20 protein-coding genes, 1 pseudogene and 1 riboswitch are annotated in these 23,015 nt (G+C 67.5%); of the genes and pseudogenes, 9 read left to right on the forward strand and 12 right to left on the reverse strand.

The window, feature by feature from the left end; translation table 11 throughout:
- Together egtC and egtD are read left to right on the forward strand one after the other, a co-directional pair.
- Nucleotides 1-765 (forward strand): ergothioneine biosynthesis protein EgtC, encoded by a 765-nt coding sequence (gene egtC / locus AC1DFE_RS15495; protein ID WP_476906766.1) that lies wholly within the window; start codon nt 1-3, stop codon nt 763-765.
- Nucleotides 762-1,748 (forward strand): L-histidine N(alpha)-methyltransferase, encoded by a 987-nt coding sequence (gene egtD / locus AC1DFE_RS15500; RefSeq protein WP_476906767.1) that lies wholly within the window; start codon nt 762-764, stop codon nt 1,746-1,748. Before egtC ends, egtD begins: the two co-directional genes overlap by 4 nt.
- Nucleotides 1,749-1,804: 56 nt before the next feature.
- Here the strand turns inward: egtD and AC1DFE_RS15505 are convergent, their stop codons facing one another.
- From AC1DFE_RS15505 to AC1DFE_RS15520, 4 genes are read right to left on the reverse strand one after another with little or no spacing between them, the layout of a single operon-like run.
- The gene (locus AC1DFE_RS15505; RefSeq protein ID WP_476906768.1) at nt 1,805-2,980 is read right to left on the reverse strand and encodes an aminotransferase class V-fold PLP-dependent enzyme; all 1,176 of its coding nucleotides are present in this window, start codon (nt 2,978-2,980) and stop codon (nt 1,805-1,807) included.
- Between the two features lie 22 nt (nt 2,981-3,002).
- Complete coding sequence (locus AC1DFE_RS15510; RefSeq protein ID WP_476906769.1) at nt 3,003-4,211, reverse strand: O-succinylhomoserine sulfhydrylase; 1,209 nt, start codon at nt 4,209-4,211, stop codon at nt 3,003-3,005.
- 1 nt (nt 4,212) lies between these two features.
- On the reverse strand, nt 4,213-4,623 hold the full coding sequence (locus AC1DFE_RS15515; RefSeq protein WP_476906770.1) for a rhodanese-like domain-containing protein: 411 nt from the start codon (nt 4,621-4,623) through the stop codon (nt 4,213-4,215).
- Nucleotides 4,620-4,928: a DUF1737 domain-containing protein gene (locus tag AC1DFE_RS15520; protein WP_476906771.1), complete on the reverse strand. Its 309-nt coding sequence runs from the start codon at nt 4,926-4,928 to the stop codon at nt 4,620-4,622. The genes AC1DFE_RS15515 and AC1DFE_RS15520 overlap by 4 nt, the downstream gene beginning before the upstream one ends.
- A 13-nt stretch (nt 4,929-4,941) precedes the next feature.
- Nucleotides 4,942-5,056: riboswitch (SAM riboswitch) on the reverse strand.
- 242 nt (nt 5,057-5,298) lie between these two features.
- On the opposite strand from AC1DFE_RS15520, the gene AC1DFE_RS15525 reads away from it, so the two are divergent.
- From AC1DFE_RS15525 to AC1DFE_RS15535, 3 genes are read left to right on the forward strand one after another with little or no spacing between them, the layout of a single operon-like run.
- On the forward strand, nt 5,299-6,594 hold the full coding sequence (locus tag AC1DFE_RS15525) for an NtaA/DmoA family FMN-dependent monooxygenase (RefSeq protein WP_476906788.1): 1,296 nt from the start codon (nt 5,299-5,301) through the stop codon (nt 6,592-6,594).
- 22 nt (nt 6,595-6,616) lie between these two features.
- Nucleotides 6,617-8,290 carry an aromatic amino acid ammonia-lyase gene (locus AC1DFE_RS15530; RefSeq protein ID WP_476906772.1) on the forward strand — a complete coding sequence of 558 codons (1,674 nt, stop codon included), beginning with the start codon at nt 6,617-6,619 and terminating at the stop codon, nt 8,288-8,290.
- A 44-nt stretch (nt 8,291-8,334) separates the two neighbouring features.
- On the forward strand, nt 8,335-9,336 hold the full coding sequence (locus AC1DFE_RS15535) for a PLP-dependent cysteine synthase family protein (protein ID WP_476906789.1): 1,002 nt from the start codon (nt 8,335-8,337) through the stop codon (nt 9,334-9,336).
- A gap of 1 nt (nt 9,337) precedes the next feature.
- On the opposite strand, the gene AC1DFE_RS15540 is transcribed toward AC1DFE_RS15535, so the two are convergent.
- Nucleotides 9,338-10,435: an EAL domain-containing protein gene (locus AC1DFE_RS15540; RefSeq protein WP_476906773.1), complete on the reverse strand. Its 1,098-nt coding sequence runs from the start codon at nt 10,433-10,435 to the stop codon at nt 9,338-9,340.
- Between the two features lie 152 nt (nt 10,436-10,587).
- Nucleotides 10,588-11,520, reverse strand: coding sequence for an aminodeoxychorismate lyase (locus AC1DFE_RS15545; protein ID WP_476906774.1), 933 nt, complete (start codon nt 11,518-11,520; stop codon nt 10,588-10,590).
- Between the two features lie 96 nt (nt 11,521-11,616).
- Between AC1DFE_RS15545 and cls the strand changes: the two genes are divergently transcribed.
- Nucleotides 11,617-13,089 (forward strand): cardiolipin synthase, encoded by a 1,473-nt coding sequence (gene cls / locus AC1DFE_RS15550; protein ID WP_476906790.1) that lies wholly within the window; start codon nt 11,617-11,619, stop codon nt 13,087-13,089.
- Nucleotides 13,090-13,115: 26 nt separating this feature from the next.
- On the opposite strand, the gene pabB is transcribed toward cls, so the two are convergent.
- The 5 genes and pseudogenes from pabB to AC1DFE_RS15575 all read right to left on the reverse strand — a co-directional run bounded on the left by pabB (nt 13,116) and on the right by AC1DFE_RS15575 (nt 18,021).
- A complete protein-coding gene (pabB, locus tag AC1DFE_RS15555) occupies nt 13,116-15,173 on the reverse strand; it encodes an aminodeoxychorismate synthase component I (RefSeq protein ID WP_476906775.1) in 2,058 nt (685 codons plus the stop codon).
- A 140-nt stretch (nt 15,174-15,313) separates the two neighbouring features.
- Nucleotides 15,314-15,829 (reverse strand): annotated as a pseudogene (locus AC1DFE_RS15560) (low molecular weight protein-tyrosine-phosphatase); the annotation flags it as partial.
- 116 nt (nt 15,830-15,945) lie between these two features.
- Nucleotides 15,946-16,569, reverse strand: coding sequence for a LysE family transporter (locus AC1DFE_RS15565; protein WP_476906776.1), 624 nt, complete (start codon nt 16,567-16,569; stop codon nt 15,946-15,948).
- A gap of 68 nt (nt 16,570-16,637) precedes the next feature.
- Nucleotides 16,638-17,453 carry a class I SAM-dependent methyltransferase gene (locus AC1DFE_RS15570; protein ID WP_476906777.1) on the reverse strand — a complete coding sequence of 272 codons (816 nt, stop codon included), beginning with the start codon at nt 17,451-17,453 and terminating at the stop codon, nt 16,638-16,640.
- A 52-nt stretch (nt 17,454-17,505) separates the two neighbouring features.
- Nucleotides 17,506-18,021: a MarR family winged helix-turn-helix transcriptional regulator gene (locus AC1DFE_RS15575; protein ID WP_476906778.1), complete on the reverse strand. Its 516-nt coding sequence runs from the start codon at nt 18,019-18,021 to the stop codon at nt 17,506-17,508.
- Nucleotides 18,022-18,185: 164 nt separating this feature from the next.
- On the opposite strand from AC1DFE_RS15575, the gene AC1DFE_RS15580 reads away from it, so the two are divergent.
- Complete coding sequence (locus tag AC1DFE_RS15580; protein WP_476906779.1) at nt 18,186-20,384, forward strand: MMPL family transporter; 2,199 nt, start codon at nt 18,186-18,188, stop codon at nt 20,382-20,384.
- On the opposite strand, the gene AC1DFE_RS15585 is transcribed toward AC1DFE_RS15580, so the two are convergent.
- Entirely contained in the window at nt 20,381-21,361 is a 981-nt protein-coding gene (locus tag AC1DFE_RS15585) for an NAD-dependent epimerase/dehydratase family protein (RefSeq protein ID WP_476906780.1), read from the reverse strand. The genes AC1DFE_RS15580 and AC1DFE_RS15585 overlap by 4 nt on opposite strands.
- 151 nt (nt 21,362-21,512) lie before the next feature.
- On the opposite strand from AC1DFE_RS15585, the gene AC1DFE_RS15590 reads away from it, so the two are divergent.
- Together AC1DFE_RS15590 and AC1DFE_RS15595 are read left to right on the forward strand one after the other, a co-directional pair.
- On the forward strand, nt 21,513-22,265 hold the full coding sequence (locus tag AC1DFE_RS15590; RefSeq protein ID WP_476906781.1) for a TetR/AcrR family transcriptional regulator: 753 nt from the start codon (nt 21,513-21,515) through the stop codon (nt 22,263-22,265).
- Nucleotides 22,266-22,388: 123 nt separating this feature from the next.
- The gene (locus tag AC1DFE_RS15595) at nt 22,389-22,811 is read left to right on the forward strand and encodes a hypothetical protein (protein WP_476906782.1); all 423 of its coding nucleotides are present in this window, start codon (nt 22,389-22,391) and stop codon (nt 22,809-22,811) included.
- Nucleotides 22,812-23,015 lie beyond the last annotated feature (204 nt).

Genomic DNA, 23,015 nt, shown 5'->3' on the forward strand with positions numbered 1-23,015 from the left:
ATGTGCCGTCATCTCGCGTACGTCGGACTGGCGATGCCGCTGGCGGAGCTGCTGCTCACCCCGCGCAATGGACTTTTGACACAGTCCTGGGCGCCGCGGCGCCAGCGGTACGGAACGGTCAATGCCGATGGTTTCGGCGTTGGGTGGTACGCGCCTGGGGATCCCGTGCCTGCACGCTACCGCCGTTCCATGCCCATCTGGGCTGACAGGACCTTCGCCGACGTCGCCCGGGTTACTTCCAGCGGTGCCGTGCTGGCGGCCGTCCGGTCAGCGACCCCGGGGATGTCGCCGGAGGAATCAGCTGCCGCGCCCTACGCGCACGGGCCATGGCTCTTTAGCCACAACGGCCGTGTGGAGGGCTGGCCGGAAGCAGTGGAGGCGCTGGCTGCCTCACTTCCGGCGTCACGTCTGCTGGCGCTGGAAGCCCAGGCCGACTCTGCGCTGCTCTGGGCCCTTGTCCTGGAACGGCTCGCGGCCGGGGAATCTGCCGGGGACGCTCTGGCGCGGGTGGTCCATGATGTCTCCGAGGTGACCCCTGGCCGGTTGAACTTTCTGCTCACCGACGGGACAGCCATAGCGGCCACGGCCGCCGGGGACACCCTCTTCTGGCGGTCCGGCCCCGGAAGTGTGGTGGTGGCAAGTGAACCAATCGATGACGGTCCAGGCTGGCAGGAAGTACCGGACAACTGCCTCCTCACCGCGACGGCCAGCCACGTCGACGTACGTCCGATCTCCAACCTCACGAAGGAACAGGTAGCCCCTTGAGCTTCTCTGCCGATCGCTCCGACATCATTCATCATCTGCCCCCGGACCACTTGGAGCGAAGCCTGCACAGCGACGTGCTCGCAGGGCTCGGTGGGTCCCCCAAAACACTGCCGCCCAAGTGGTTCTACGACAAGTTGGGCAGCGAACTGTTTGAGCGCATTACATGCCTGCCGGAGTACTACCCGACACGGGCGGAACGTGAGGTGCTTGAACTCTTTGCCGGCGAGATGGCTGCCGCCTGCCCGGCAGAGACGCTTATTGAGCTTGGGTCCGGATCCTCGAGGAAGACCCCGCTGCTGCTGAATGCCTTGGGCGAGGCGGGATGCCTTCGGCGTTACGTTGCCGTGGACGTCAGCGACAGCGCACTGCTGGACGCACGCAACGAACTGGCGCCGGACTTTCCCGGCGTTGAGCTGGAGGCTGTGGCTGCCGACTTCGAAACCCAGCTGCACGTGCTCCCGCGGACGGGACGCAGGATGGTGGCGTTTTTGGGCGGCACCATCGGCAATTTCGAGCCGGCGGCCAGGGCCCGTTTCCTCTCCGCCGTCCGCGAGTTGCTCGGCAGCGACGGTGGCTCGCTGCTTCTTGGCACGGATCTGGTGAAATCACCCGACGTCCTTGTTCCCGCCTACGACGACGCCGAGGGGGTCACCGCCGACTTTAACCGGAACGTGCTCCGGGTTCTCAATACCCAGCTGGGCGCCGACTTTGACGTGATGGCCTTCGAACACGTGGCGGTGTGGATGCCTCAGGAAGAGTGGATCGAAATGCGGCTACGCGCCACCAGACCGATGCTGGTGCGGCTGCCGGGCGTGGGCATGGATGTGCGGTTCCACGAAGGGGAGGAACTGCGCACCGAGATTTCCGCCAAGTTCCGCCTTGACGGCGTGGCCAGCGAGCTGGAATCGGCCGGGTTCTCCGTGGCAGGGCAGTGGACCGACGGGCAGAAGCGCTTCGCGATGACCCTCGCGGAAGCCAATTAGCTTGACTGCCGGGATGGGCTGACTGCCAGGCGAACACCAGCCATATCGAAGGACGTTCACCGAAGGAGGCAGACCAGCCGCTGGATCTCTGCCTCCGTGTTGTAGTAGTGAACGGAAGCGCGCACCACGGTCTCCGGCCCTTGTGCTGTCTGCGTGAGGACGGAATGGGCCTCCGTGAGGGGTGCCACAGAGACGTTGATCCGGTGGTTCGCCAGCCGGGACCTTATGCTGCCCGCCTCGCTGCCAGCAACCGAAAACGTGACGATGCCGCAGCGGATGATCCCGCGGTCATGGACAGTGACCGCCGGAACCGCCGCCAGTTCGTTCCGCAGCTGTTCTGCAAGGCCAGCCACCCGCTCCTGCACAGCGTCCAGGCCAAGGGCCAGGGCATAATCGACGGCGCGTCCCAGCCCCAGCCTTCCCGCGGCACTGCTCTCCCAGCTTTCGAAGCGCCGGGCATCGCGGCGGACTTCAAGGCCTTCCTTGCCGGCCGGAACGGCGGAATGCCCGTCCAGCATGGCGGGTTCAAGCCGTTCCAGGACTGACGCCCGCACGTAGAGGAACGCGGTGCCACGCGGCCCGCGGAGAAATTTTCGGCCAGTGCCCGCCAGCACGTCGCAACCCAGTGTTTGCACATCCAGCGCCATCTGGCCCACCGACTGGCATGCGTCAAGCACAAACGGCACCCCGGCGGCACGGCAGCGCCTGCCGACCTCGGCCGCCGGATTGACCAGGCCGTTGGCCATGGGCACATGAGTCAGGGCGACCATGGCGACGCTTCCACGCTCAAGCTCCCTCTGCAGGTGCTGCACGTCGACCTGGCCGTATGGGTCGTCGTCGAGAACCACAATCCGAAGGTCGTGGCGCCGCGCCAGCTGGCGCAGCGCAATGACGTTGCCGGCATACTCGGTGCGGCCGATCAGCAGCCGCATCCGCGGAACAAAGGGAAAGCTGTACACCGCCGCTGCCCACGCCCGGCTGCCGTTTTCGGCCAGGGCTATCTCATTCGGCTGTGCTCCGATCAGCCGGGCCACCGAGGAGTAGACGTTTTCCAGCCGATCAGCAGCCTCCTCGGCCGCCTCATAGCCGCCGATTTCCTCTTCACGGCGTAAATGGCGCATCACGGTGTCCGCCACAGGACCGGGCATGAGGGAACTTCCCGCGTTATTGAAATGGGCTACGTTCAGGACGCCGCGGGTCTGCCTGCGCACCGCTTCAACATCAATGGGCATACCCACATCCTGCCCCAACGGATCAGATCTGCTTGAGTGCCTGCTCCAGGTCACCGATGAGGTCATCCGCATCCTCCAGCCCGACGGACAGCCGCACCACTCCGTCGCTGAGCCCGATCGCGGCGCGTCCTTCCGGACCCATGGCCCGGTGCGTCGTGGTGGCGGGATGGGTGATCAGCGACTTGGCGTCGCCAAGGTTGTTGGAGATGTCGATGATCCTCAGGGCGTCCAAAAGCGCAAAGGCGGCTTCTTTGCCCGACTGGCCGGCCGTCGTCGCAAGCTCCAGCGTGAGGACGGTGCCGCCGGCCTTCATCTGCTTGGCCGCAAGCTCGAACTGCGGGTGCGACTTGAGCAGCGGGTACTTGACCCAGTTGACGGCGGGCTGGGCTTCCAGCCATTCGGCCAGGCGCAGTGCCGTGGCGGAGGAGTGGTTCACGCGCAGCGCCATGGTCTCGAGGCCCTTCGTGAGGACCCAGGCATTGAACGAGGACAGCGCCGGGCCGGTGTGGCGCATGAGCTGCTTGACCGGCCCGTCGATGAATTCCTTGGTGCCCAGGATGGCGCCGCCCATCACCCGGCCCTGGCCGTCGATGTGCTTGGTGCCGGAGTAGACGATCACGTCCGCGCCCAGGTCTCCGCAGCGCTGCAGCAGCGGTGTGGCGAAGACGTTGTCCGCCACAACCTTGGCGCCGGCGGCGTGGGCGAGTTCGCTGACCGCCGCGATGTCCACGATTTCCTGCATGGGATTGGACGGGGATTCGAAGAACACGGCGGCGGTGGGGACCGAGAGGGCCGCGCGCCACTGCTCGAGGTCCGGGCCGTCCACGAACACCGTCTCCACGCCCCAGCGGGGCAGGATTTCGTTGAGGATCACGAAACAGGAGCCGAACAGGGAACGGCTGGCCACCACGCGGTCCCCGGCCGCGAGCAGGGCGCCAAGGGCGGTGAACACGGCGGACATGCCGGACGCCGTCGCAAAACATGCCTCGGTGCCTTCGAGCAGGCGGAGCCGTTCCTGGAAGGTGGCCACGGAGGGGTTGCCGTAGCGCGAGTAAACGAAGCGTTCGTCCTCGCCGGTGAAGGCGCGCTCGGCGGCCGCGGCGGATTCGTAGACGAATCCGGAGTTCAGGAAGACCGGCTCGGTGGTCTCTTGGAAATTGGTGCGGTCAAGTCCGCCGCGGACGGCCTGGGTATCGGGGCTCCAGCCGGCGGCGTCGTGATTAAAAGTCAACTTAGTTCTTTCCCAGGTTCGTCGGCAGTCCGCGGTTCTTCCAGCCGTTCACGGTGCGCTCGCCGTAGCGGTCGGGTTCGCCCTCGAAGCCTTCGAGCACGTTGTAGGCGGTGAAACCGGCCTGCGTGGCGGCGATGGCGGCGGCGATGGAGCGCTGGCCGGAGCGGCAGAGGAAAAGCAGCTCCGCCTTGGTGTCCTCGGGAGCCTGCTGCTTCAGCTGCTCGACGAAGTCGGGGTTGGGGATGCCGCCGGGAAAGGTCCACTGGATGAACAGGGGGTCGTTGTCGGTTGCCTTAGTGTCCGGGATGCCGATGTGCGCCCATTCGCCTTCGGTGCGCACATCAACCAGGACGGCGCCTTCTTCGAGCTTGGCCCACGCGTCCTGCGGGGTGAGGTCTCCGGCGTAGCTCATGCGTGGCCCTCGTAGGCTTCTGCGCTGAGGTCCTCGTCGGAGTCCAGCCGGTCCACGGCGGTGGCGACGGCGGCATCCGCGCTGGCGACGGCGTCCGGCAGGATGACGGCCTGGGCCACGATGACGCTGGTGCCGTTGAACGTGGCGGCCGGGCTGCCGTGCAGCACGTACCCCTCGGCCAGGGCCGCGGAGATGCGCTCACAGAACGAGCGGTCGTCCGGCCCCGTGATCAGGCGGTAGGACAGCTTTTCCTCAGGTTTATCCTGCTGGGACGGCAGCGTTGCAACGCCGGGGGCGTCTGACACGACGGATCTCCTTTTCTCACGCTTGCAGCTCGAAGTGGTCGATATGCCGAGTATTCACCTGAGGCACCCCGCCGTGGAAGGAGGGTTGCCGACCGGCCAGTCAGGGCTTAATGCCGGTACTCATTACTCCCCGAAAACGTAGCACTGACGGCGGCGGCGCGCACCGCCGCCGCCGTCATCTTCCGTAACGCACCAAACGGCAACGCGGGGTCACTTACGGCCCAATCCGGGTGCGGAAGCGGCCGTAAGTGACCCCGCGTTGCGGTCACAAAGCCGTTGGCCGGGAGGATAATGACGGGAGATGAACCGCCGTAACGCCGGATGAAACCAGGCCGCAGTGAATGATTCGACCGCGAATACAGTGACTCCCATGCTGCACTTTGGATGGTTTGTGGGCCACGGCTTCGGGGTCCAGGGCTGGGGGACGCCCGGGTACGGAATCGGCTATGACTGGAAGAAACCCGCCCCTTACCAGCACGCGGTCCGGGAGTTTGAACGGGCGGGGCTGGACCTGTTCATCATCGAGGACTCGCTCACCGTCCCCGACACCTACGGCGGCAGCGCGGAGGTTTCGCTGGCGCAGGCATCCTTTGCCCCGAAGCACGATCCGCTGGCCCTGGTGCCGTACCTGCTGTCCGCCACGGAGCACCTCGGCATTGTGCCCACCATCAGCGCCTCGTTCTATCCGCCGTTCACCGCAGCCCGGCTGCTTGCCACGCTGCAGCACTTCTCCAACGGACAGCTGGGCTGGAACGTGGTGACCTCCGGCAGCGACCTTGCCGCGCAGAACTACGGGCTGGACCAGCAGATCGAGCACGACCTCCGCTACGAGAAGGCCGAGGAGTTCGTAGGCGTCGTGCGGAAGCTTTGGCGCAGCTGGGAACCGGACGCCATCCTGGAGGACACCAGGGCAGGCGTCTTCGCGGACCACACCAAGGTCCGGCCGATCCACCACGACGGGGAGTTCTTCAAGGTCCGGGGACCTCTGAACACGGCCCCGCTGCCGGAGGAACCGGTGCTGGTGCAGGCCGGGGCATCCCCGCGGGGCAAGGCCTTCGCCGGGGCGAACGCGGATGTTGCGATTGCGCTGGCCCGCGGTGCCGGCGGCATGAAGGCCTACCGCGACTCCATCCGCGCCGAGGCCGCCGCGGCCGGACGGAACGCCGACGACGTCAAGGTGCTGTTCGTCCTGAAGCCCACCGTGACCGGCTCCGAGGCCGAGGCCGAGGAGCTGCGGACCGCCCGCCGCGAGCTCACGCAGCGGGACATCGACAGCCAGCTCAACTCGATCTCCTACCTGTCCGTCATCGACTTCAAGAAGTTCGACCTCGACGCGCCCCTTCCCGAGCTCAGCACCAACAGCAACCAGGGCACCCTGGAGCACTTCACCAAGGCCGCGCCGCCGGGTTCCACCCTGCGGGAGATCCTGCAGGCCCGAAGCGGCGGGGCCGGTGACAGCATCATCGGCACGGCCGAGGAAATCGCCGACTACCTTGAGGAAACCGGGGCCGCAGTGGGCGGCGACGGCTTCCTCTTCTCCGGCTTCGTGGACCCGGCCACCATCCATGGCGTGCTGGACCGGCTGGCGCCGGTGCTGCGCCGTCGCGGGCTGCTGCGGACGAGCTACGGCGACGGCGGCTTCCGCCGGAACCTGCTGGACTTCTAGGGCCATGGCAGGGGCTGGTCCAATGGCAGGGACCGGGGGACGCCACGGAGTGAGGCCGGGCGTCCGCAGCGGCACGTTCCTGATCGGCACGGCCCACATCCGTGCCGACGACGTGGCCGCGGCAGCAGCCGATCCCGCAGTGGAGGTGGTCCTCAGCGCCGAAGCACTTGAACTCGTGGGGCTCTCACGCGAGGTGGTGCAGGCGGCCATCGATTCCGGCCACCGGGTCTACGGCCTCAACACCCTGCTCGGCTCCGGCCGTGACACGGCCGTGGAACAGGAATCCATCCGCGACTTCCAGCTGCAGGTGGTGCGGTACCACCACAGCGGCGTCGGCGAGTTGCTGGACCCGGATGAAGTCCGGGCCCTCATCCTGGCTAGGCTCATCGGATTCACCCGGGGAGGCTCGGGGGTCCGCCCGCAAACTGCCCGGTTCTACGCCGAACTGCTGAACAGGGGCGTGCTGCCGGCCGTTCCGCGCGACGGGTCCGTCGGCTCATCGGACCTTACCCAGCTTGCGGCGGTTGCCGCCGTCGCCATCGGGGAGGGGCAGGCGCTTGCTGCCGACGGCGGCCTGCTGGCCGGCGCGGAGGCACTCTCTGCCGCCGCGCTGGAACCGCTGATCCTGGCGCCCGGCGAGGCCCTCGCGCTGGTCAGCGCCAACTCCTATTCGATCGGCGCCGGCGCGCTGGAACTCCGTCGCATCCGGTGGCTCGCCGATCTGGCGGACACTGCGCTGGCGCTGTCACTCGAGGCCACTGCAAGGTACGACGGCGCCGGGAACCTCAGCCCGTTTTCGCCGGCCGTGCAGTCGGCCAAGGCGGTGAACGGCCAGAGCGTCTCGGCTGCCAACGTCCGGCGCCTGGTACGCGGTGGCTGGCTGGAGGATCCGCGGCGGCAGGTGTCGGTCCAGGATGCCCTGTCCTTCCGGGCCGCACCGCAGACGCACGGTGCCTTCAGGACCCAGGTAACCGCCCTGGCCGAGGCGCTGGAGGTGGAACTGAACGGCCGGGGCGACAACCCGCTGACGGATGTGGCTTCCGGCCGGATGGTGTCCGGCGGAAACTTCCAGCCGATGCAGCTGGCCCTGGCATTTGAGGCGGTGCGGCTGGGGCTGGCGCACGTGGGAATCAGCAGCGAGCGGCGGATCGCCAAGCTCTACCCGCCGCAGCGCCTGATCCGCCAGCTCAACCTCGAAGCGGCACGGGCCGGCACCCCGCTCGCGTCCGAGGACCTGCCGGGTCTGCTCTGGTATTCGGCTGCCGGCCTGCTGGCGGAGCTGAAGTTCCTGGCAGCGCCTGCCACGCTCGGTGCCCCCACGCTGTCCGCGGACGTGGAGGACCATTCCACGCTGGCCCCGCTGGCCCTCCAACAGCTGGAGCGATCCGTGGAGGCTGCGGCCAAGCTCCTCACCATCGAGGCATTGACGGCTTCCTACCTATTGGCGGAGGCGCAGGACACGGATCTGCGGGAGGCTGAAGTCCGGCAGCTCGGAACCGGAACCGGGGCGGTCGTGGCGCGCCTCTCGGGGCTGCTGGCCGCGCAGCTGCCCGCGGCGGTGCTGGTTGACAGTGCGCGCGCTGCGCTGGCGGACCTGCTGGCAGGACTGCCGGCATTACGGACACAGGGGCTGGACACTCCGAATAACGGCGGCCCTAACGGCGGCGGTCCGGATGACGGGGGAGGAAAACCATGACAACCGTGACAGGGAGCGGCCGCCAGCCAAGGCATGTGGGGCCCATGCTGGATCCGGCCGTCGACGCCGGCGCTGTGCTGGCACGGGTGGGGAACACCCCGCTGGTGCCACTGGACGTGCTGAGCCGGGGGCTGGGGAGCACCGTCTTCGTCAAACTTGAATCCGAGAACCCCGGCGGGTCCATCAAGGACCGGACCGCGTTAAGCATGGTCCGGGCGGCCGAGCGCGCCGGCGAGCTGCAGCCCGGCGGGACGATCGTGGAAAGCACCTCCGGGAACACCGGAATCGGGCTCGCGCTGATTGGGGCGCTGACCGGCCATCCCGTGGTGGTGGTTACCGGCGACTCCATTTCGTCCGAAAAGCTGGAGGCACTCAACCGGTACGGGGCGCGGGTGGTGTTCACGGACTGGAGCGCGCCGTCGGCTTCGCCGGAGAACGCGAGGGCGGTCGCTGCCCGGATCACGGCCCAAATCCCCGGCGCATGGCGTCCGCTGCAGTTCGACAACCCTGCCAATCCGCGGGCGCACTACGAGGGGACTGCACCGGAAATCTGGGAGCAGACGGCCGGCCGTGTGACGCACTTCGTCGCGGGCGTGGGCACCGGCGGCACCATCACCGGGAACGGGCGGTACCTCAAGGAGAAGTCCGGCGGCCACGTGGAGGTGATTGGCGCGGACCCCTACGGCTCCGTCTACAGCGGCGGGCATCCGGGCCAGATCCTGGTGGACGGCGTCGGCAACTCCTGGCCCAAACCGGACTGGCCAAAGGTCTTTGACCGCGGCCTGCTGGACCGGTTCCTGCGGATCCCGAATGACGAGGTGTACACCACCCTGCACCGGCTGCTCAACGACGAAGGGCTGTCCCTCGGGCCATCGTCGGGCCTGACAGTGGCGGCCGCGCTCCGGGTGGCAAGGGCGGCACCGCATGGGTCAGTGGTGGTGGCGATCGCTCCGGACACGGGCAGCAACTACCAGAGCAAGGCCTTCAACCCCGTGTGGCTGGCGGACAACCACATCCGTCTGGCCACCGACCTCGCGGAGGACTAGCTCAGGAAGCCGGGCCGCTGGCGGCAGTCTCACTTTCCGAACGGATCCAGGCGTTCCAATCCAGCGGGTGGATGGAGGGCCGGCCCAGGAGGTAGCCCTGCGCAGCCGCCATGCCAAGGGCGGTCACGGCCTCGAGTTCCTCCGGTGTCTCGACCCCTTGCGCGCCGACCACAGCGTCAATGTAGCGGGCGAGTTCGGCCATGGCGGCGGCCCTCAGGCGCTGGCCGGGGGAGTTCTCGATGCCCGCAATGAAGTTCCGGTCCAGTTTGATGATGTCCGGGTGAAGCTCCACGACCTGGTCCATGGACGCGAAGCCGGCTTCGGCGCCGTTCACGGCGATGCGCAGTCCGCGGCGCCGGAGCGGAGCTGTGGCCGCCGTCAGTGACGGGTACTGGTCGAGGGGGATCGAACCGTTCAGGTCGATGACGATCCGGTCCATGGCAAGCTGGGAATGTTCCAGCAGCCCCGGGATCCGCGGGTCCGCGCACGTGGCCGGTGTCAGGTTCAGGGCGATGAACATGTGGTCGGGCACGGCCTGCGCGGCAGCGAGGGCCTGGTGCAGTGCCGCGAGTTCAAGGTCGGTGCCGAGCCCGACGGATTCTGCCTCATTGAACCAATGGTCCGCGCTGGCACCGTCGTCACTGACAAACCGGGTCAGGGCCTCCACACCGATGACCTGCCCCTCGGGAAGCCCGCGGATCGGCTGGAACGCGGTCATCAGCATCCTGTCGGCAATGATGGCTTCAATACGATTCCTGCTGCGCCGGGTGAATGGCACCGGCTCAGGCGGGGCCACAGCCTGGGATGGCGCGCTGACCGGGATGGCACCGTTCTCGGCGTTGGCCAGCCCTGTGGTGGCGGTGAGGTGCTCGAGCAGCACGTATTCGGGATTATCCGGGTGGGCGTCCAAAAGCGCACGCAGCTGTGTGCGGGTCCACGCGCTCGCCGGATCTGATTCGGCAAGCAGTTCGGTGATGATCTGGTGGGCTTGCCAGCGCACAGTAATTTCCCCTATGTCCGCAGGCAACGCTGCCTGGGCCCCCAGGGCCGTGGGCAGCGAGTCCGTCAATGCGGGAAGGGAATTCTCGTCCCAAGACATCGGCTATTCCTTTATGCGTACTCATTCCGGCTGAGCCCGGAACCCGGCCGCGTGTCATTACCCCTGCGGGTACGGGCAGTTGGCCGTGGAAGAAGACTACAACGCAGGGCACCGGCTTGTCCCGCATTTTTTCGAACGGTGCCTTTTCGTTATTACTCGATTCCGGCGAACAGTTCGTTCAGCTCGGCGGTCAGCTGCTTGCGGAGCGCCGGCGTGCCGATTTCGCGGCCGTCGACGTGATTGACCGGGGCCAGGAGACGGATGCTGGAAATCAGCCAGACGGCGTCGGCGTCGAGCAGGTCCTGGGGCTTCAGCGGGCCGTAGCCCAGTTCCCAGCCGGCGGCCTTGGCGGCGGCGAAGAGCGCGCCCTGTGACGTCCCGGGGAGAATGCCGCTGTCCAGCTGCGGCGTGACGAGGCGCTTAACTGTTGCGCCGCCGTCGTTCTTTTCCACGTTGGCCAGCAGCACGGTTGAGGTCGGGCCCTCCAGCACGCGGCCGTCCGAGGATGTGAAGATGACGTCGTCCGCGCCCTGCTTGTGGGCATGGCGCAGGGCGGCCATGTTCACCGCATAGGACAGCGTCTTGGCGCCGAGGAGCAACCACGGGGCTCGTTCGGCAGCATCGCTGTCATAGCCGCGGTCCAGGAGGATGACGTCGATGCCGGTCTCGCGCTGCCGCCGTCCGGCGGCGGCCACAGGGGAGACCTGGACCCAGGAGGTGGGGGCAGCGGCGCCCTCGATGCCGCGGGTGACGATGAGCTTCACCACGGCCTCGTCCAGCTCCGGTGAGGAGGCCGGGTTGTCGGAGCGGAACGCCGCGACGCCCGTCTCGACGGCCCGGCGCCACGTGTCCGGCCCCGGAATCTTGAGGTCCATGGCCTGCGCCGAGCGCGCCAGCCGGTCCAGGTGCGCCTGGATTTTCCGCGTGTGGCCGGCGACGGCGAGCATGGACTCGAAAACCCCGTCGCCGCGGGTGGCACCCAGGTCCGTGGCCATCAGCTGCGGTTTTTCGGGGTCGGCAATCCGGCCGTTCTGATAGTCCGGATCCAGGAACACCAGCACTGTGTGGGAAGTACGAGACGTCATGCCTCAAGCTTAGTGCGGCCGCTCCCCGATAGGCTGGCCTCAGCGCTCCATACGGAATGGCTGCGAGGGAACGAAATAACGGGGGTTCCAACTGTGTTGTGGCCATTTCCGCTTGCGGAAACACTGCCGGGCTGGCTGATCCTGCTGCTCAGCGGCGCGGACCTGGTCATCAGGGTCCTGGCCGTGGGCATCATCCCGGGCAACCGGCGGCCCACCACGGCTATGGCCTGGCTGCTTGGCATCTTCTTTGTGCCGTCCGTGGGCTTGGTCTTGTTCCTGCTTTTCGGCAACTTTAAGCTGTCCCGCCGCCGCACCGAGCAGCAGCAGCTGGTCAATGAACGGGTGCGCGCGGGCACGGCCGCGCTGTCCGACGTCGACAGCGACTATTCGGGGCCTGAATGGGTCCAGTCCGCGGCCGAACTCAACCGCCGGCTGGGGTCGATCCCGCTGGTGGACGGCAACCAAGTGGAGCTGATTCCCGGCTATCCGGACTCCATCCGGGCCATGACCGAGGCCGTGCGGAAAGCCAAACGCTTCGTCAACGCCGAGTTCTACATCATGAGCACGGACCACGTCACCGACGACCTGCTCACGGCCCTCGAGGAGGCTGCGGACCGCGGCGTCCAGGTGCGCGTGCTGTTTGACCACATCGGAACCCTGCGCGTGAAGGGGTACAAGAACCTGCTGAAACGGCTCAAGGCCAGCCGCATACAGTGGCGGCGGATGCTTCCGCTGCTGCCCATCCACGGCCAGTGGCGCCGGCCGGACCTGCGCAACCACCGAAAGATCATGGTGATCGACGGCGAAGTCGCCTTCACCGGGTCCCAGAACCTGATCGAGCCTTCCTACAACAACCCCAAGCACCGCAAGGCCGGCCGGGAGTGGATCGAGCTGATGGCCTGCCTGCGTGGCCCGATTGTTCCCACGCTCAATGTTGTCTTTGCCACCGACTGGCTCAGCGAGTCGGACGAGTCACTCGAGGACCAGCTGCAGCTGCCCGCCCAGCCGACGTCCGGCGGGGTTACCGCCCAGGTGGTGCCAAGCGGCCCCGGCTTCACCACCGAAAACAACCTCCGGCTCTTCAACACGCTGATCTACTCGGCGCAGCACCGGATTTCCATCTGCAGCCCCTACTTTGTCCCGGACGACTCCCTGCTCTACGCCATCACCACGGCGGCGCAGCGCGGCGTGGACGTGGAGCTGTTCGTCTCCGAGAAGGGCGACCAGTTCCTGGTCCACCACGCCCAGCAGTCCTACTACGAGGCCCTGCTCCGGGCCGGCGTCCGCATCTACCTCTACAAGGCGCCCTTCGTGCTGCATGCCAAGCACTTCACCATCGATGACGAAGTGGCCGTCCTGGGCTCCAGCAACATGGACATGCGCTCCTTTTCCCTGAACCTGGAGGTTTCGGTAATGCTGCTGGGCGCGGACATCGTGAACAGCATGCGAGCGGTGGAGGACACGTACCGCGACATCTCCCACGAGCTCCGGCTTGAGGACTGGATGCGCCGCCCCCTCGCGGCAAGGTACGTGGACAACGTCGCCCGCCTCACGGCCACGGTCCAGTAGGGCACCCCACCAATAACGGACCAACCTCATTCGGGGAAGGTGGAGCCGAGGGCGGACAGCACCCCGAAGGCCTTGGTGCGGATCTCCTCGTACTCCTCCTGCGGAATGGAATCGGCAGTGATGGCGCCGCCGACGCCGAGGCTGAGCCGGACCTTTTCGCCCGCGGCGTCGTCCTGCACCACCAGCGTGCGGATGGCCACCGCAAGATCCGTGGCCCCGTTCAGCGAAAAGTACCCGATGGCACCCGAATAGACTCCGCGCGGACCCTCTTCCAGCCGGTCCAGGATGGCCATGGTGCTGATCTTCGGAGCCCCGGTCATGGAGCCAGCCGGGAAGCAGGCAGCCACGGCCTCGGCCCTTGGCGACCCCGGCAGCAGAACGGCGTCAATGGTGCTCACCAGCTGGTGCACCGTTGCGTAACTTTCGATCTCGCACAGCCGGCTCACCGTCACCGACCCAGGCTCGGCGAAGTGGCTGAGGTCGTTCCGGAGCAGGTCCACGATCATGATGTTTTCCGCCCGGTCCTTGAGGGAGGTCGCCAGATCGCGGCGGAGGGCGGCGTCGGCCTCCGGGTCAGCAGCCCGGCGGCGGGTACCCTTGATCGGCTCGGCGCGCATGCCGCCGTCGGACGCTATCCGCAGGAAGCGCTCCGGCGAGGTGCTGGCCACGGTAAGCCCGCCGAAGCGCAGGTAGCTCGCAAACGGCGCCGGGTTCCGCCGCCGCAGGGCAAGGTACGCGGCCCACGGGTCAAGCGCCGGCACCTCCGCTGAGAGGGTAGTGGTGAGGCAGACCTCGTACGAATTCCCCTCCGCGATCTGGTGCTGGGCTTCGGCGATCTTGCGCTTGTAGCTCGCCTCGCTGTCCCATCCGGCAAATGCCGGCGCAGTCTCAGCGGCCGCCGGAAGTACGACGCCGTTGCTGCCGCCGGCTTCCGGTGCGGCGGTGACGGCAGCGCCGGCCCGGGTAAGCCAGTCCGCTGCGTCCGGTGCGTCCAGGGCAAGCAGCCACGCCGTGTTGTCCATGTGGTCCAGGACCACGCCCCGGCCGGCAAAGATCAGGCCCGCATCAGGGGTGTCCGAGGGGACATCGCGTCCGCCGGTTTCACGCTTAAGTTCGTAGCCGAGGTAGCCCAGCCAGCCCAGCGTGAAGTCGCCCGGGTAGTCCTCGGGGCCGCGCACCGCCTTCCGTCCCCACACCGTCTCCAGCCAGCGGAAGAACGGACCGGACACGTTGGCCGTGGCGCTCCCGGCGGTAACCCGGGTGACGCCGGAAATATGGAGAACCGACTGGCCGAAGGTACCGCCGTCGTCCGCCAGAACACTGAAGCGGCTGCGCTCCGCCGCGGGGGTTCCCGCGCCAGGAGCGGCCGTTCCGGCCGCGCGCAGGGAGGAATCGAGCCAGACGGCATTGGCGGATGCCCCGTAGAGCGCCTCAAAAAGCGCGGCGGGGTCGGGGCTGGCCTCGATGCGCTCCGACAGCAGACGGAGGCCGCGCCGTGACGAGAGCTCGGGGACCAGGGCGGTGGTCAGCGCGGGGAGGTAGGTAAGCGCCTGCAAAGCGTCCGCCGGGGCGGTGCCGTCCGCGCGGTTGAGGACGCGAACGTCGGCATGCTGCGGAATATTGTCCGAGGCCAGGAGTTCCGCCTCCTGGCCGGCCCACTGGTCCCAGAACGGCCCGTAGGTCTCGCCGTCGCGTGCCAGCGCCCGGGTGCGGCGCTCTTTGTCGGAGGAGTCCGCCCAGATGACGGCGTCCAGAAGGGGCCGGGCAGCGGCGGCCGCCGCCCCGACGCCTTCCACAATCACAAACTCGGCGGGCAGCGTGACCCGGGTATCGCCGTCGTTATTGTTTTTCCAGTCCCAGCTGACCCACGTGGCCGCTTCGCCGCGGCTCAGGGGTGCGAGCACCGTGGTGACGTAGCGTTCGATGCCGGTAGACAGCCCGTCCCAGCCTGGATAGATGTCCTCCAGGTGGAACAGCGAGACCCTGTGGTGGTTCCGCAGCGTGGCCGCGAGCTCGATGGCCAATGTGGTTTTACCTGCGCCGGACCGCCCGTCAATGGCGATGATCACAGGTGCGGGGGTCATGAAATAGAGCGTACCTGCTGGCTGTCCTCAACCCGGACGTTGTGAAGCGGGCTGCTGCCGACCGGTTGGTTGTGACGCTTGCCGTTGCGTGCGCGGCGCTCAGCAATCCGGAGTGGGGCCGCGGCCGCGACTGCATGGTGCTCTCCGGCCGCGATTGCGTCCTGCACGTAGCGGACGATGCCCGGCACGGCCGCCTGGACCTGGTCCCACACGGCCTCGAAGTCGGCATGGCCGCCGTACCATGGGTCCTCGATGCCCTGTTCCAGCGGATCACCGCCCTCCAAAGCGGGGTCGAAGCTGCGGAGCATGCGGACCCTGGACAGCGACTCGTCGTCCGGGGCGGAAGCGCAGAGCCAGCCATAGTGGTCCACGTCCAGGGCAAGGATCAGGTGCCGCTCGGTGAACCATTCGGAGCGCCATTCCCGCGCAATGTGCCGGTCCGAGCGAAGGTTATGAGTGGTGAGCTTCCGTGCGGCCCGTGGGTCGATGGGGCGCCCCGCCTCGTAGGCGGTGGTTCCCGCGGAATCAACAACCACGACGTCGGCGAGCCCGGCTTCCGCGAAGGCTGCGCTGAGCATCAGCTCCGCCATGGGCGAGCGGCAAATGTTGCCGGTGCAGACGGCGATGACGCGGTACGGGCTCGTCGTTGAGTTCATTCGCTAAGCATGGAGGATGCCAGCCCCTCTTGGCTAGTAAGTGACCTTATCATCGACAATCCGCGTAAAGTTGGCCGATCCTTCTGTCACAGAATTGGCAAGTCGTGGGTCGGGGTTTAGTGGATGAAGGCCAGCAGGACGCCAACGGCGACGAAAAGCACACCGAATACCCGGTTGAGCAGGGTTTGGCCGCGTTCGTTGTGAGTAAAGCGCTGGAAAGACTTTGCTGCCGCAGCGAAGAAGAACCACATCACCAGAACGTCGATGAGCACCACGGTCGCCGCGAGCACGGTGTACTGGGGCAGCAGCGGGCTGGCTGGCCGGATGAACTGCGGCATGAAAGCCAGGAAGAACACAATGGCCTTGGGGTTGAGCAGGTTGACCCACAGTCCCCGGCGGAACATGGACCAGGCGGGCTCGTTCCGGAGCGCGGCCACCTTCTCCTTGTCGAGGTCCGGCTTGCGCAGGAACTGCCTGATGCCGAGGTACACCAGGTAGGCGGCCCCGGCGTAGCGGATGGCATTGAACGCGACGGGGGAGCCGGCAACCAGGACGCCTACGCCCAGCGCCACAACGATGACGTGCAGAATCAGGGCGGCCTGTTGCCCGAGGATGCCCCAGATGGAGCGCTTGAACCCGGCGGTCAGCGAGTTGCTCATGGTGTTGATGGCGCCCGCGCCCGGAGTGAAGCTGATGAGGACGCCGGCGCCGGCGAGGGCCAGCCAAAGGGAGAATTGCACCCATCAAGTTTAGTCGGTCTGCCGGGTGTGCTGTTCCGCAGCGGCGGGCGCGCGTTTGTCCGGGCTGCTTACGCCCGTGCGATGACCTCGCCGTTGGGGATGAGGAACCAGCCGTCGTCGGTGGAGCCCCAGCGGTGCCAGCCGGCCGAGATGCGCGTGAGGTCGGCCTCCTGCGCGAAGCCGTACTCGAGGGCCTGCTCCGCGAAGGCCGAATGCAGCACGCGTTCGCCCCACACTCTGGCCTGCCAGCGGCGCTGCTGCCCGGTGGCGTAGAGCCAGTTGCTGCTGGTGGGCGCCACGTCCGTGAAGCCGGCGGCCTGGGCCCACGAGACGAGCCGGCGGCCGGCGTCGGGCTCGGCACCGTTCCGGCGCGCGATCCGCTGGTAAAGGTCCATCCACTCGTCGAGTTCAGGAATGGCGGGGTACCAGCTCATGCCGTGGAAATCGGCGTCGCGGACCGCGACGATGCCGCCGGGCCTTGCCACCCGCCGCATTTCCCGCAGCGCCTCCACCGGATCGGTCAGGTGCTGCAGGACCTGGTGGGCGTGGACCACATTGAAGGTGTCGTCCTCGAAGTCAAGATCGTAAATGTTGCCCGCCACGAACTCCACGTTCTCCACCCCCCGGTGGGCCGCAAGCTCGCGGGCGTGGGAGATAACGTCGGGGGAGCGGTCCAGCCCCGTCACCTTCCCGGGAGCAACCAGAAGCGCAAAGTCGCACGTGATGCTTCCCGGGCCGCACCCGACGTCGAGCACCGAGACGCCGGAGGTGAGGTGCGGGATGACGAACGCGGCCGAGTTCTCCGCTGTCCGCGAGGCATGGGCCCGGACCACGGACTCGTGGTGGCCGTGAGTGTAGACGTCTTCCGGCTGCTGCGCGCTCATAGGGAAACGCTACTCCTTCTCCGCATATCGGGGAGGTTGTTGCCGGGGTTGCTTATGGTGCGGCGGAGGCCTCCTGGCTGGCCTGGACTGTGGCGGCGATCATTGCGTCCATGAACCGGGCCGCCGTCTTGAGTTCCTCCGGCGTGAACGAGCCCATGGCCCTGTCCATGTGGCGTGCCAGCGGCAGGAACATGGCGGAACCGTCGCGGTAGGCCTTGTCCGTCATCCTCAGTTGCACCTGCCGCCGGTCCTGACCCTCGCGCACGCGGACCAGATGCCCGGAGCCGCACAGCCGGTCGATGAGCGCCGTGGTGGCCGGGGAGCTGAGGTTGAGTTCCTTCCGAAGGGTTCCGGGGGTGACCACCTCGCCGCCAGCGGCATGCCGCATGACGGCTGCGAGGGCGTTGAGGTCCGTCCGGTGCATGTCGTTCCGGCCGCCTGCAGAGTCAACGTAGCGGTTGGCCTCAAGGGTGAACTCTTGGAGCAGCCGGACCAGGGGGTGCTGGATTCCGGGGACGGAGGGAGCCGGCCCGTCGGGCTGTTGCCGGGTGCCAGGCTCCTCGGCCACGACAGCCTCCTCTCCTCAATGTTGCCTTCCGGAGTTTACAGCCCCGACGTCCGCCCGCCCGCGGAAGGGTCAAGAATGCCTATATCTCCATGATGGAGATAGTCTATGCTGGAACCACTATCCACGACGTCCCGAGTGGCCGTCATGCCCAGGAGGTCCTCCCAATGAACCAGGCAGCCCGGACTCCGCGCATCCCGTTCTGGGCCCGGTGGCTCATTCCGGTGGTCATCGTCGTTGGCTGGGTAGCCATTGCCGGCGTCGGCGGGCCCACGTTCGGCAGGCTGGATGAGGTCTCCTCCAACAATCAGGCGTCCTTCCTTCCGGCCGGAGCGGAGGCCACCGAAGCCCGCGAATGGCAGCAAAAGTTCCAGGACTCCGGCGAGGTGCCCGCCGTCGTCGTTATTGAAAGCAACAGCACTCTCACCCCTGCGCAGTTGGGCGCGGCCGCCGGCCTGAAAAGCAAGCTCGAAGACCTGCGGCTGGGCAGCGCGGTGGTGGGCCCGGTGCCCTCGCAGGACCAAAAGGCCGTTCAGTACATCGTGTCCGTTGCAGCATCTGAACCCGCAGACGCCGTCGCCGGGCTGCGGAGCGCGGTCAGTGCAGCCGCCCCGGCAGGCACGCAGACGTTTGTCACCGGGCCCGCCGGGCTCGCGGCGGATCTCACCGGGGCCTTTGCCGGCATCGACGGCATCCTGCTGCTCGTGGCGCTGGCGGCGGTGTTTGTCATCCTGCTGGTTGTCTACCGCTCCCTGCTCCTGCCCTTCGCCGTGCTGCTGACGTCGGTGTTTGCCCTGTGCGCCGCCATCGTGCTGGTGTTCGGCATGGCGAAGGCGGACTGGATCCAGCTCAACGGCCAGAGCCAGGGCATTCTCTCCATCCTGGTGATCGGCGCCGCCACCGACTACGCCCTGCTCTACGTGGCCCGGTTCCGTGAGGCGCTCGAGCAGACGGCCAACCGCACCGCCGCCGCACTCACCGCCTGGCGGGCCTCCTTCGCGCCGATCCTGGCCTCGGGTGCCACGGTTGCCATCGCCCTGCTGTGCCTGCTGTTTTCGGACCTTAATTCAAACAAGGCACTGGGCCCGGTGGCGGCCGCCGGCATCGTGTGCTCCCTTTTCGCGGCGCTCACCCTGCTCCCGGCCTTCGCGGCACTCCTTGGGCGTGCCGCGTTCTGGCCGTTCCGGCCCAGGCTTTTGCCCGAAGACGCGCGTGAGCCGGAACTGACCACGGGGCTGGAAGGCCAGCGCGGTCTCTGGCGTGCCACCGGGACGCTGGTGCGGCGGCGTCCCCGCTCCGTGTGGGTGGCCTCCGTGCTCCTCCTGGTCGCCGCCTCGGCGGGAATCCTGCAGCTCAGGGCCAACGGCGTGCCGCAGACCGCCGTCATCCTCGGCGCGTCCAATGCTGTCGACGGGCAGGAAGCGCTGGCACGCCACTTCGACGCCGGCAGCGGCAGTCCCGTGGTCATCGTGTCCAGCCAGGGGAAAGCCGGCGAAGTGCTCGAAGCGGTCAAGGCCACCGGCGGCGTGGGGGCCGCCCACCTTCTGGCCGAGGGCGGCGTTCCCGTGACGGGAACCCCGGGAACCCCTGCCAGCCCGGGAACCCCTGCCGGCCCGGCCGTGCGCGACGGCAAGGTGCTTATTAACGCCACCCTCGACTTCGCGGCCGATTCCGCCGCAGCGGAAAATGCCGTGGCAGCGATGCGTGAGACTTTGAAGCAGGTGGACGCCGAGGCCTTGGTTGGCGGTGTGACAGCCATCGCCCTGGACACCAACACGACGGCGCAGCGGGACCTCGCCACCATCATCCCCGTGGTTCTCGCCGTCATTCTTGCTGTCCTCATGCTGCTGCTGCGGTCCGTCGTGGCGCCTGTCCTCCTCATCGCCTCGGTGGTCCTCTCCTACGCGGCCGCGATGGGAGTTTCCGCCGTCGTGTTCAACCATCTCCTCGGCTTTCCCGGGGCTGACGCCACCGTGCCATTGTTCGGCTTCGTGTTCCTGGCGGCACTGGGCGTGGACTACAACATCTTCCTTATGAGCCGCGTCCGCGAGGAGTCGCAGAAACACGGGACCCGCCCCGGGATTCTGCGCGGCCTGGGTGTGACCGGCGGTGTGATCACGTCGGCCGGCGTGGTCCTGGCTGCCACATTTGCGGCCCTGGGCGTCATCCCCATCATGTTCCTCGTGCAGCTGGCCTTCATCGTGGCCTTCGGGGTGCTGCTGGACACCGTCCTTGTGCGCTCGCTCCTGGTTCCCGCCCTGGCCTACGACCTGGGCCCGCGCATCTGGTGGCCCGGCAAGCTCAGCAGGCCTGATGCGCAGGTGCCAAGGAAGCTGGAAGGCGCGGCGGAGGCGATGGTCCGTTAGGTTCGCGGCGGCATTCCGGCCGGGGCCCGTCCCGTGCCGGAGACTGCAGCCAGTTCCGCGCGCCACCACTGCACGGTCGCCTTTGCGGCCAGGTGCAGGGGAGTCGGACGAAGGCCCAGTTGCTCCTCACTGGTCCGTGAATCCATCACGAACGGCCGCTGGAACTGGTAAAGCGTCTCGCCGAGTTCCCTCATGTCGGCCGAGAACAGCCCCATGCCGCGCAAAGCCCAGCCTGGTACTGCCTGCACCTTCGCGAGCGGCACCCCGGCAGCGGCGGCGAAGGCCCCAGCGATCTCGCGTTGCGTGAGCGGGGGATTGGTGGGAGCGTGCAGCACACGGTTCCGCAGTTCGGGTTTCTCCGCGGACCCGATCATGGCCGCGGCCAGGTCGGGAACGTAGGTAAACGAATGCGGCTGGTCCGCGCTTCCCACCACCTGCAGCGGGCGCCGGGAGAGGATGGCGGGCACCATGCGCTCGCCGGCGTGGGCCATCCGGACGCGGGGGCCGAAGAAATCGCCCGCCACCACGGATACGGTGCCTGTTGCGCTCGCTTCCCGCGCCCGCATCAGCGCGGCGCGGATGCCGCGCTTGCCGCCCTGCGCCTCCCGCGGGCTGTGTTCCGTCATCACTTCTTCCGGAGTGCTGTAGGAGTAAAGGCTTTCCGGAAAGACGACGACGGCGCCCGCCTCGCCTGCCGCCGCCAGGACCGCCTGTTCGGCGGCCGGAAGTTCGCGTTCCCAGGCCGCGGCGCTGTAGGAAGAACCGTGGATGCAGTGGAAGACCGATGCCGCGCCGTCGAAGGGGTCACCCAGCCCGCGGGGGTCGGAGACATCCACCTTCAGCTTCTCGATGAGCGGATGGTCGGGACCGCCGCCGGAGCGGGTGAGGACCCGGACCCGCTCGCCCCGCTCCGCCAGTTGTTCTGCCACCGTCCAGCCCACGGGGCCGGCGCCGGTGACCACATAAAGACCGGACATTGAAAGTTCTCCTTCGCGCGGACGGGCCGGTGGGCCTCGTATAGTTTTTGAGAGCACTGCTCTCGAATCAAGGATGCTGCCGCTTGGACGCAAAGTCAAGAGCGCTGCTCTCAATTGTTGCCACTGCTCTGATTCGTGCCATGCTGGGTTGATGTCAGCCAGCCCCCAGTCAGCCACCCCTCCGTCCGCTGCCGGGCCGTCCGCCGACGGGAAAATCCGCACGCCCCGAGAACGGGCCCGGGCACAGACCATCTCGGACATCATCCGACTGGGCCGTCAACACCTGGCGGAACATGGGGCCGCCGCACTCTCGCTCCGCGCTGTCGCACGTGACTTGGGGGTGGTCTCCTCTGCCGTCTACCGATACGTCCGGAACCGTGACGAGCTGCTGACCCTCCTGCTCGTGGATGCCTACAACGATCTCGGGGACGCGGTGGATGCGGCCGTCGAGTCCGTCCCCGCGGCAGAGTTCCGGGACCGGTTCGCTGGGCTGGCCCGCGCGGTCCGCGTTTGGGCGCTCCGTGAGCCGGCGCGCTATGGTCTCCTGTTCGGCAGTCCGGTGCCGGGTTATCGGGCTCCCGCGGAGCGGACCACGGCACCCGGCACGCGGGTGGTCATCCGCCTGGTGCAGATTCTGGATGCCGCGCACCGGGCCGGCCGGCTTGCCGGGCATGGTGCGGCTGCGGTGCCCGCACCGCTGGCGGCCGACCTCGAGGCAATCCGGCGCGAGCTGGAAGTGGCGGTACCGGACGCCCCGCTGGCCCGGGGCGCCCTCGTGTGGACGTCACTCTTTGGAGCCGTCAGCTTTGAAGTGTTCGGCCAGTATGGCGCCGGCACCTTTTCCGCGGCGGATGAACTGTTCGAGCACCACATCTCTGTACTGGCGGAGCTCGCCGGACTGTAGCTCGCCCGGATTCGCCCGGCAGGAGGCGGCTGTCCGTCCTCTGTTGCTGTCCGCGCCGGCTGAGTAGACTGCCACTGCGCCCGGACCAGGTGCGCCCCGTTCTTTCGAGGGAGTGATCAACCGATGACCGAAAACAGTGAGTCCGGCGCCGCGGGGAAGACCCACAGCAGCTCCAGGAATCCGGCACTCGAGGGGGACAGCGGCCAGTACGTGGAAGGCGACTACGGCGACGCCGGCGTGGCCGGGCAGGAATCCAGCGCCGAGCCCAGGGGTGATTACGCCACGGGTGATTACGGCGGCGCCGGGACGGTTGCGCCGCCCGCGGAGTCGGAGGAAGGCGAGTACCCCGAAGGCGACTATGGCCGCGCCGGCACCGTGGGCCAGGAGGTGCCCGGGGATGAGGAGGGTGAGTACCCGGAGGGCGACTACGGCGCTGCCGGGATCACGCCCGAAGGCGGCGATGCCGCAGAACTCAAGGAGGAGCTCCGGAACGGCCGGGTCGACGAGCCCCGGAACGACGATGGCGGCAGCTCCTCGAGAGCCTAGGCGCACGTTCACGCTGGGCGAAATCCCCTGCTGCTCCAACTTGAACTCCCGCTTATCCGCGGATTTTCGCGGATAAGCGGGGGTTTTCCGTATTCGGAAGGCGTGGCGAAAGGCAAAGTTGAGCGTAATCGGCTCAACTTTGGATTGACTTAAGTTTCCTGCTGAGTAAAGTTGAGTGCAGATCGCTCAAGGAAGTGGGCGGAC

The sequence above is a fragment of the Arthrobacter sp. 05T423 genome, assembly GCF_056396245.1.

Excerpts from the sequence above, each read along its gene's own strand:
- egtC (WP_476906766.1), top strand. The coding sequence starts at position 1 with ATGTGCCGTCATCTCGCGTACGTCGGACTGGCGATGCCGCTGGCGGAG.
- AC1DFE_RS15505 (WP_476906768.1), bottom strand. The coding sequence starts at position 2,980 with ATGCCCATTGATGTTGAAGCGGTGCGCAGGCAGACCCGCGGCGTCCTG.
- AC1DFE_RS15515 (WP_476906770.1), bottom strand. The coding sequence starts at position 4,623 with ATGAGCTACGCCGGAGACCTCACCCCGCAGGACGCGTGGGCCAAGCTC.
- AC1DFE_RS15525 (WP_476906788.1), top strand. The coding sequence starts at position 5,299 with ATGCTGCACTTTGGATGGTTTGTGGGCCACGGCTTCGGGGTCCAGGGC.
- AC1DFE_RS15530 (WP_476906772.1), top strand. The coding sequence starts at position 6,617 with ATGGCAGGGACCGGGGGACGCCACGGAGTGAGGCCGGGCGTCCGCAGC.
- AC1DFE_RS15535 (WP_476906789.1), top strand. The coding sequence starts at position 8,335 with ATGCTGGATCCGGCCGTCGACGCCGGCGCTGTGCTGGCACGGGTGGGG.
- AC1DFE_RS15540 (WP_476906773.1), bottom strand. The coding sequence starts at position 10,435 with ATGTCTTGGGACGAGAATTCCCTTCCCGCATTGACGGACTCGCTGCCC.
- AC1DFE_RS15545 (WP_476906774.1), bottom strand. The coding sequence starts at position 11,520 with ATGACGTCTCGTACTTCCCACACAGTGCTGGTGTTCCTGGATCCGGAC.
- pabB (WP_476906775.1), bottom strand. The coding sequence starts at position 15,173 with ATGACCCCCGCACCTGTGATCATCGCCATTGACGGGCGGTCCGGCGCA.
- AC1DFE_RS15570 (WP_476906777.1), bottom strand. The coding sequence starts at position 17,453 with ATGAGCGCGCAGCAGCCGGAAGACGTCTACACTCACGGCCACCACGAG.
- AC1DFE_RS15580 (WP_476906779.1), top strand. The coding sequence starts at position 18,186 with ATGAACCAGGCAGCCCGGACTCCGCGCATCCCGTTCTGGGCCCGGTGG.
- AC1DFE_RS15585 (WP_476906780.1), bottom strand. The coding sequence starts at position 21,361 with ATGTCCGGTCTTTATGTGGTCACCGGCGCCGGCCCCGTGGGCTGGACG.
- AC1DFE_RS15590 (WP_476906781.1), top strand. The coding sequence starts at position 21,513 with ATGTCAGCCAGCCCCCAGTCAGCCACCCCTCCGTCCGCTGCCGGGCCG.
- AC1DFE_RS15595 (WP_476906782.1), top strand. The coding sequence starts at position 22,389 with ATGACCGAAAACAGTGAGTCCGGCGCCGCGGGGAAGACCCACAGCAGC.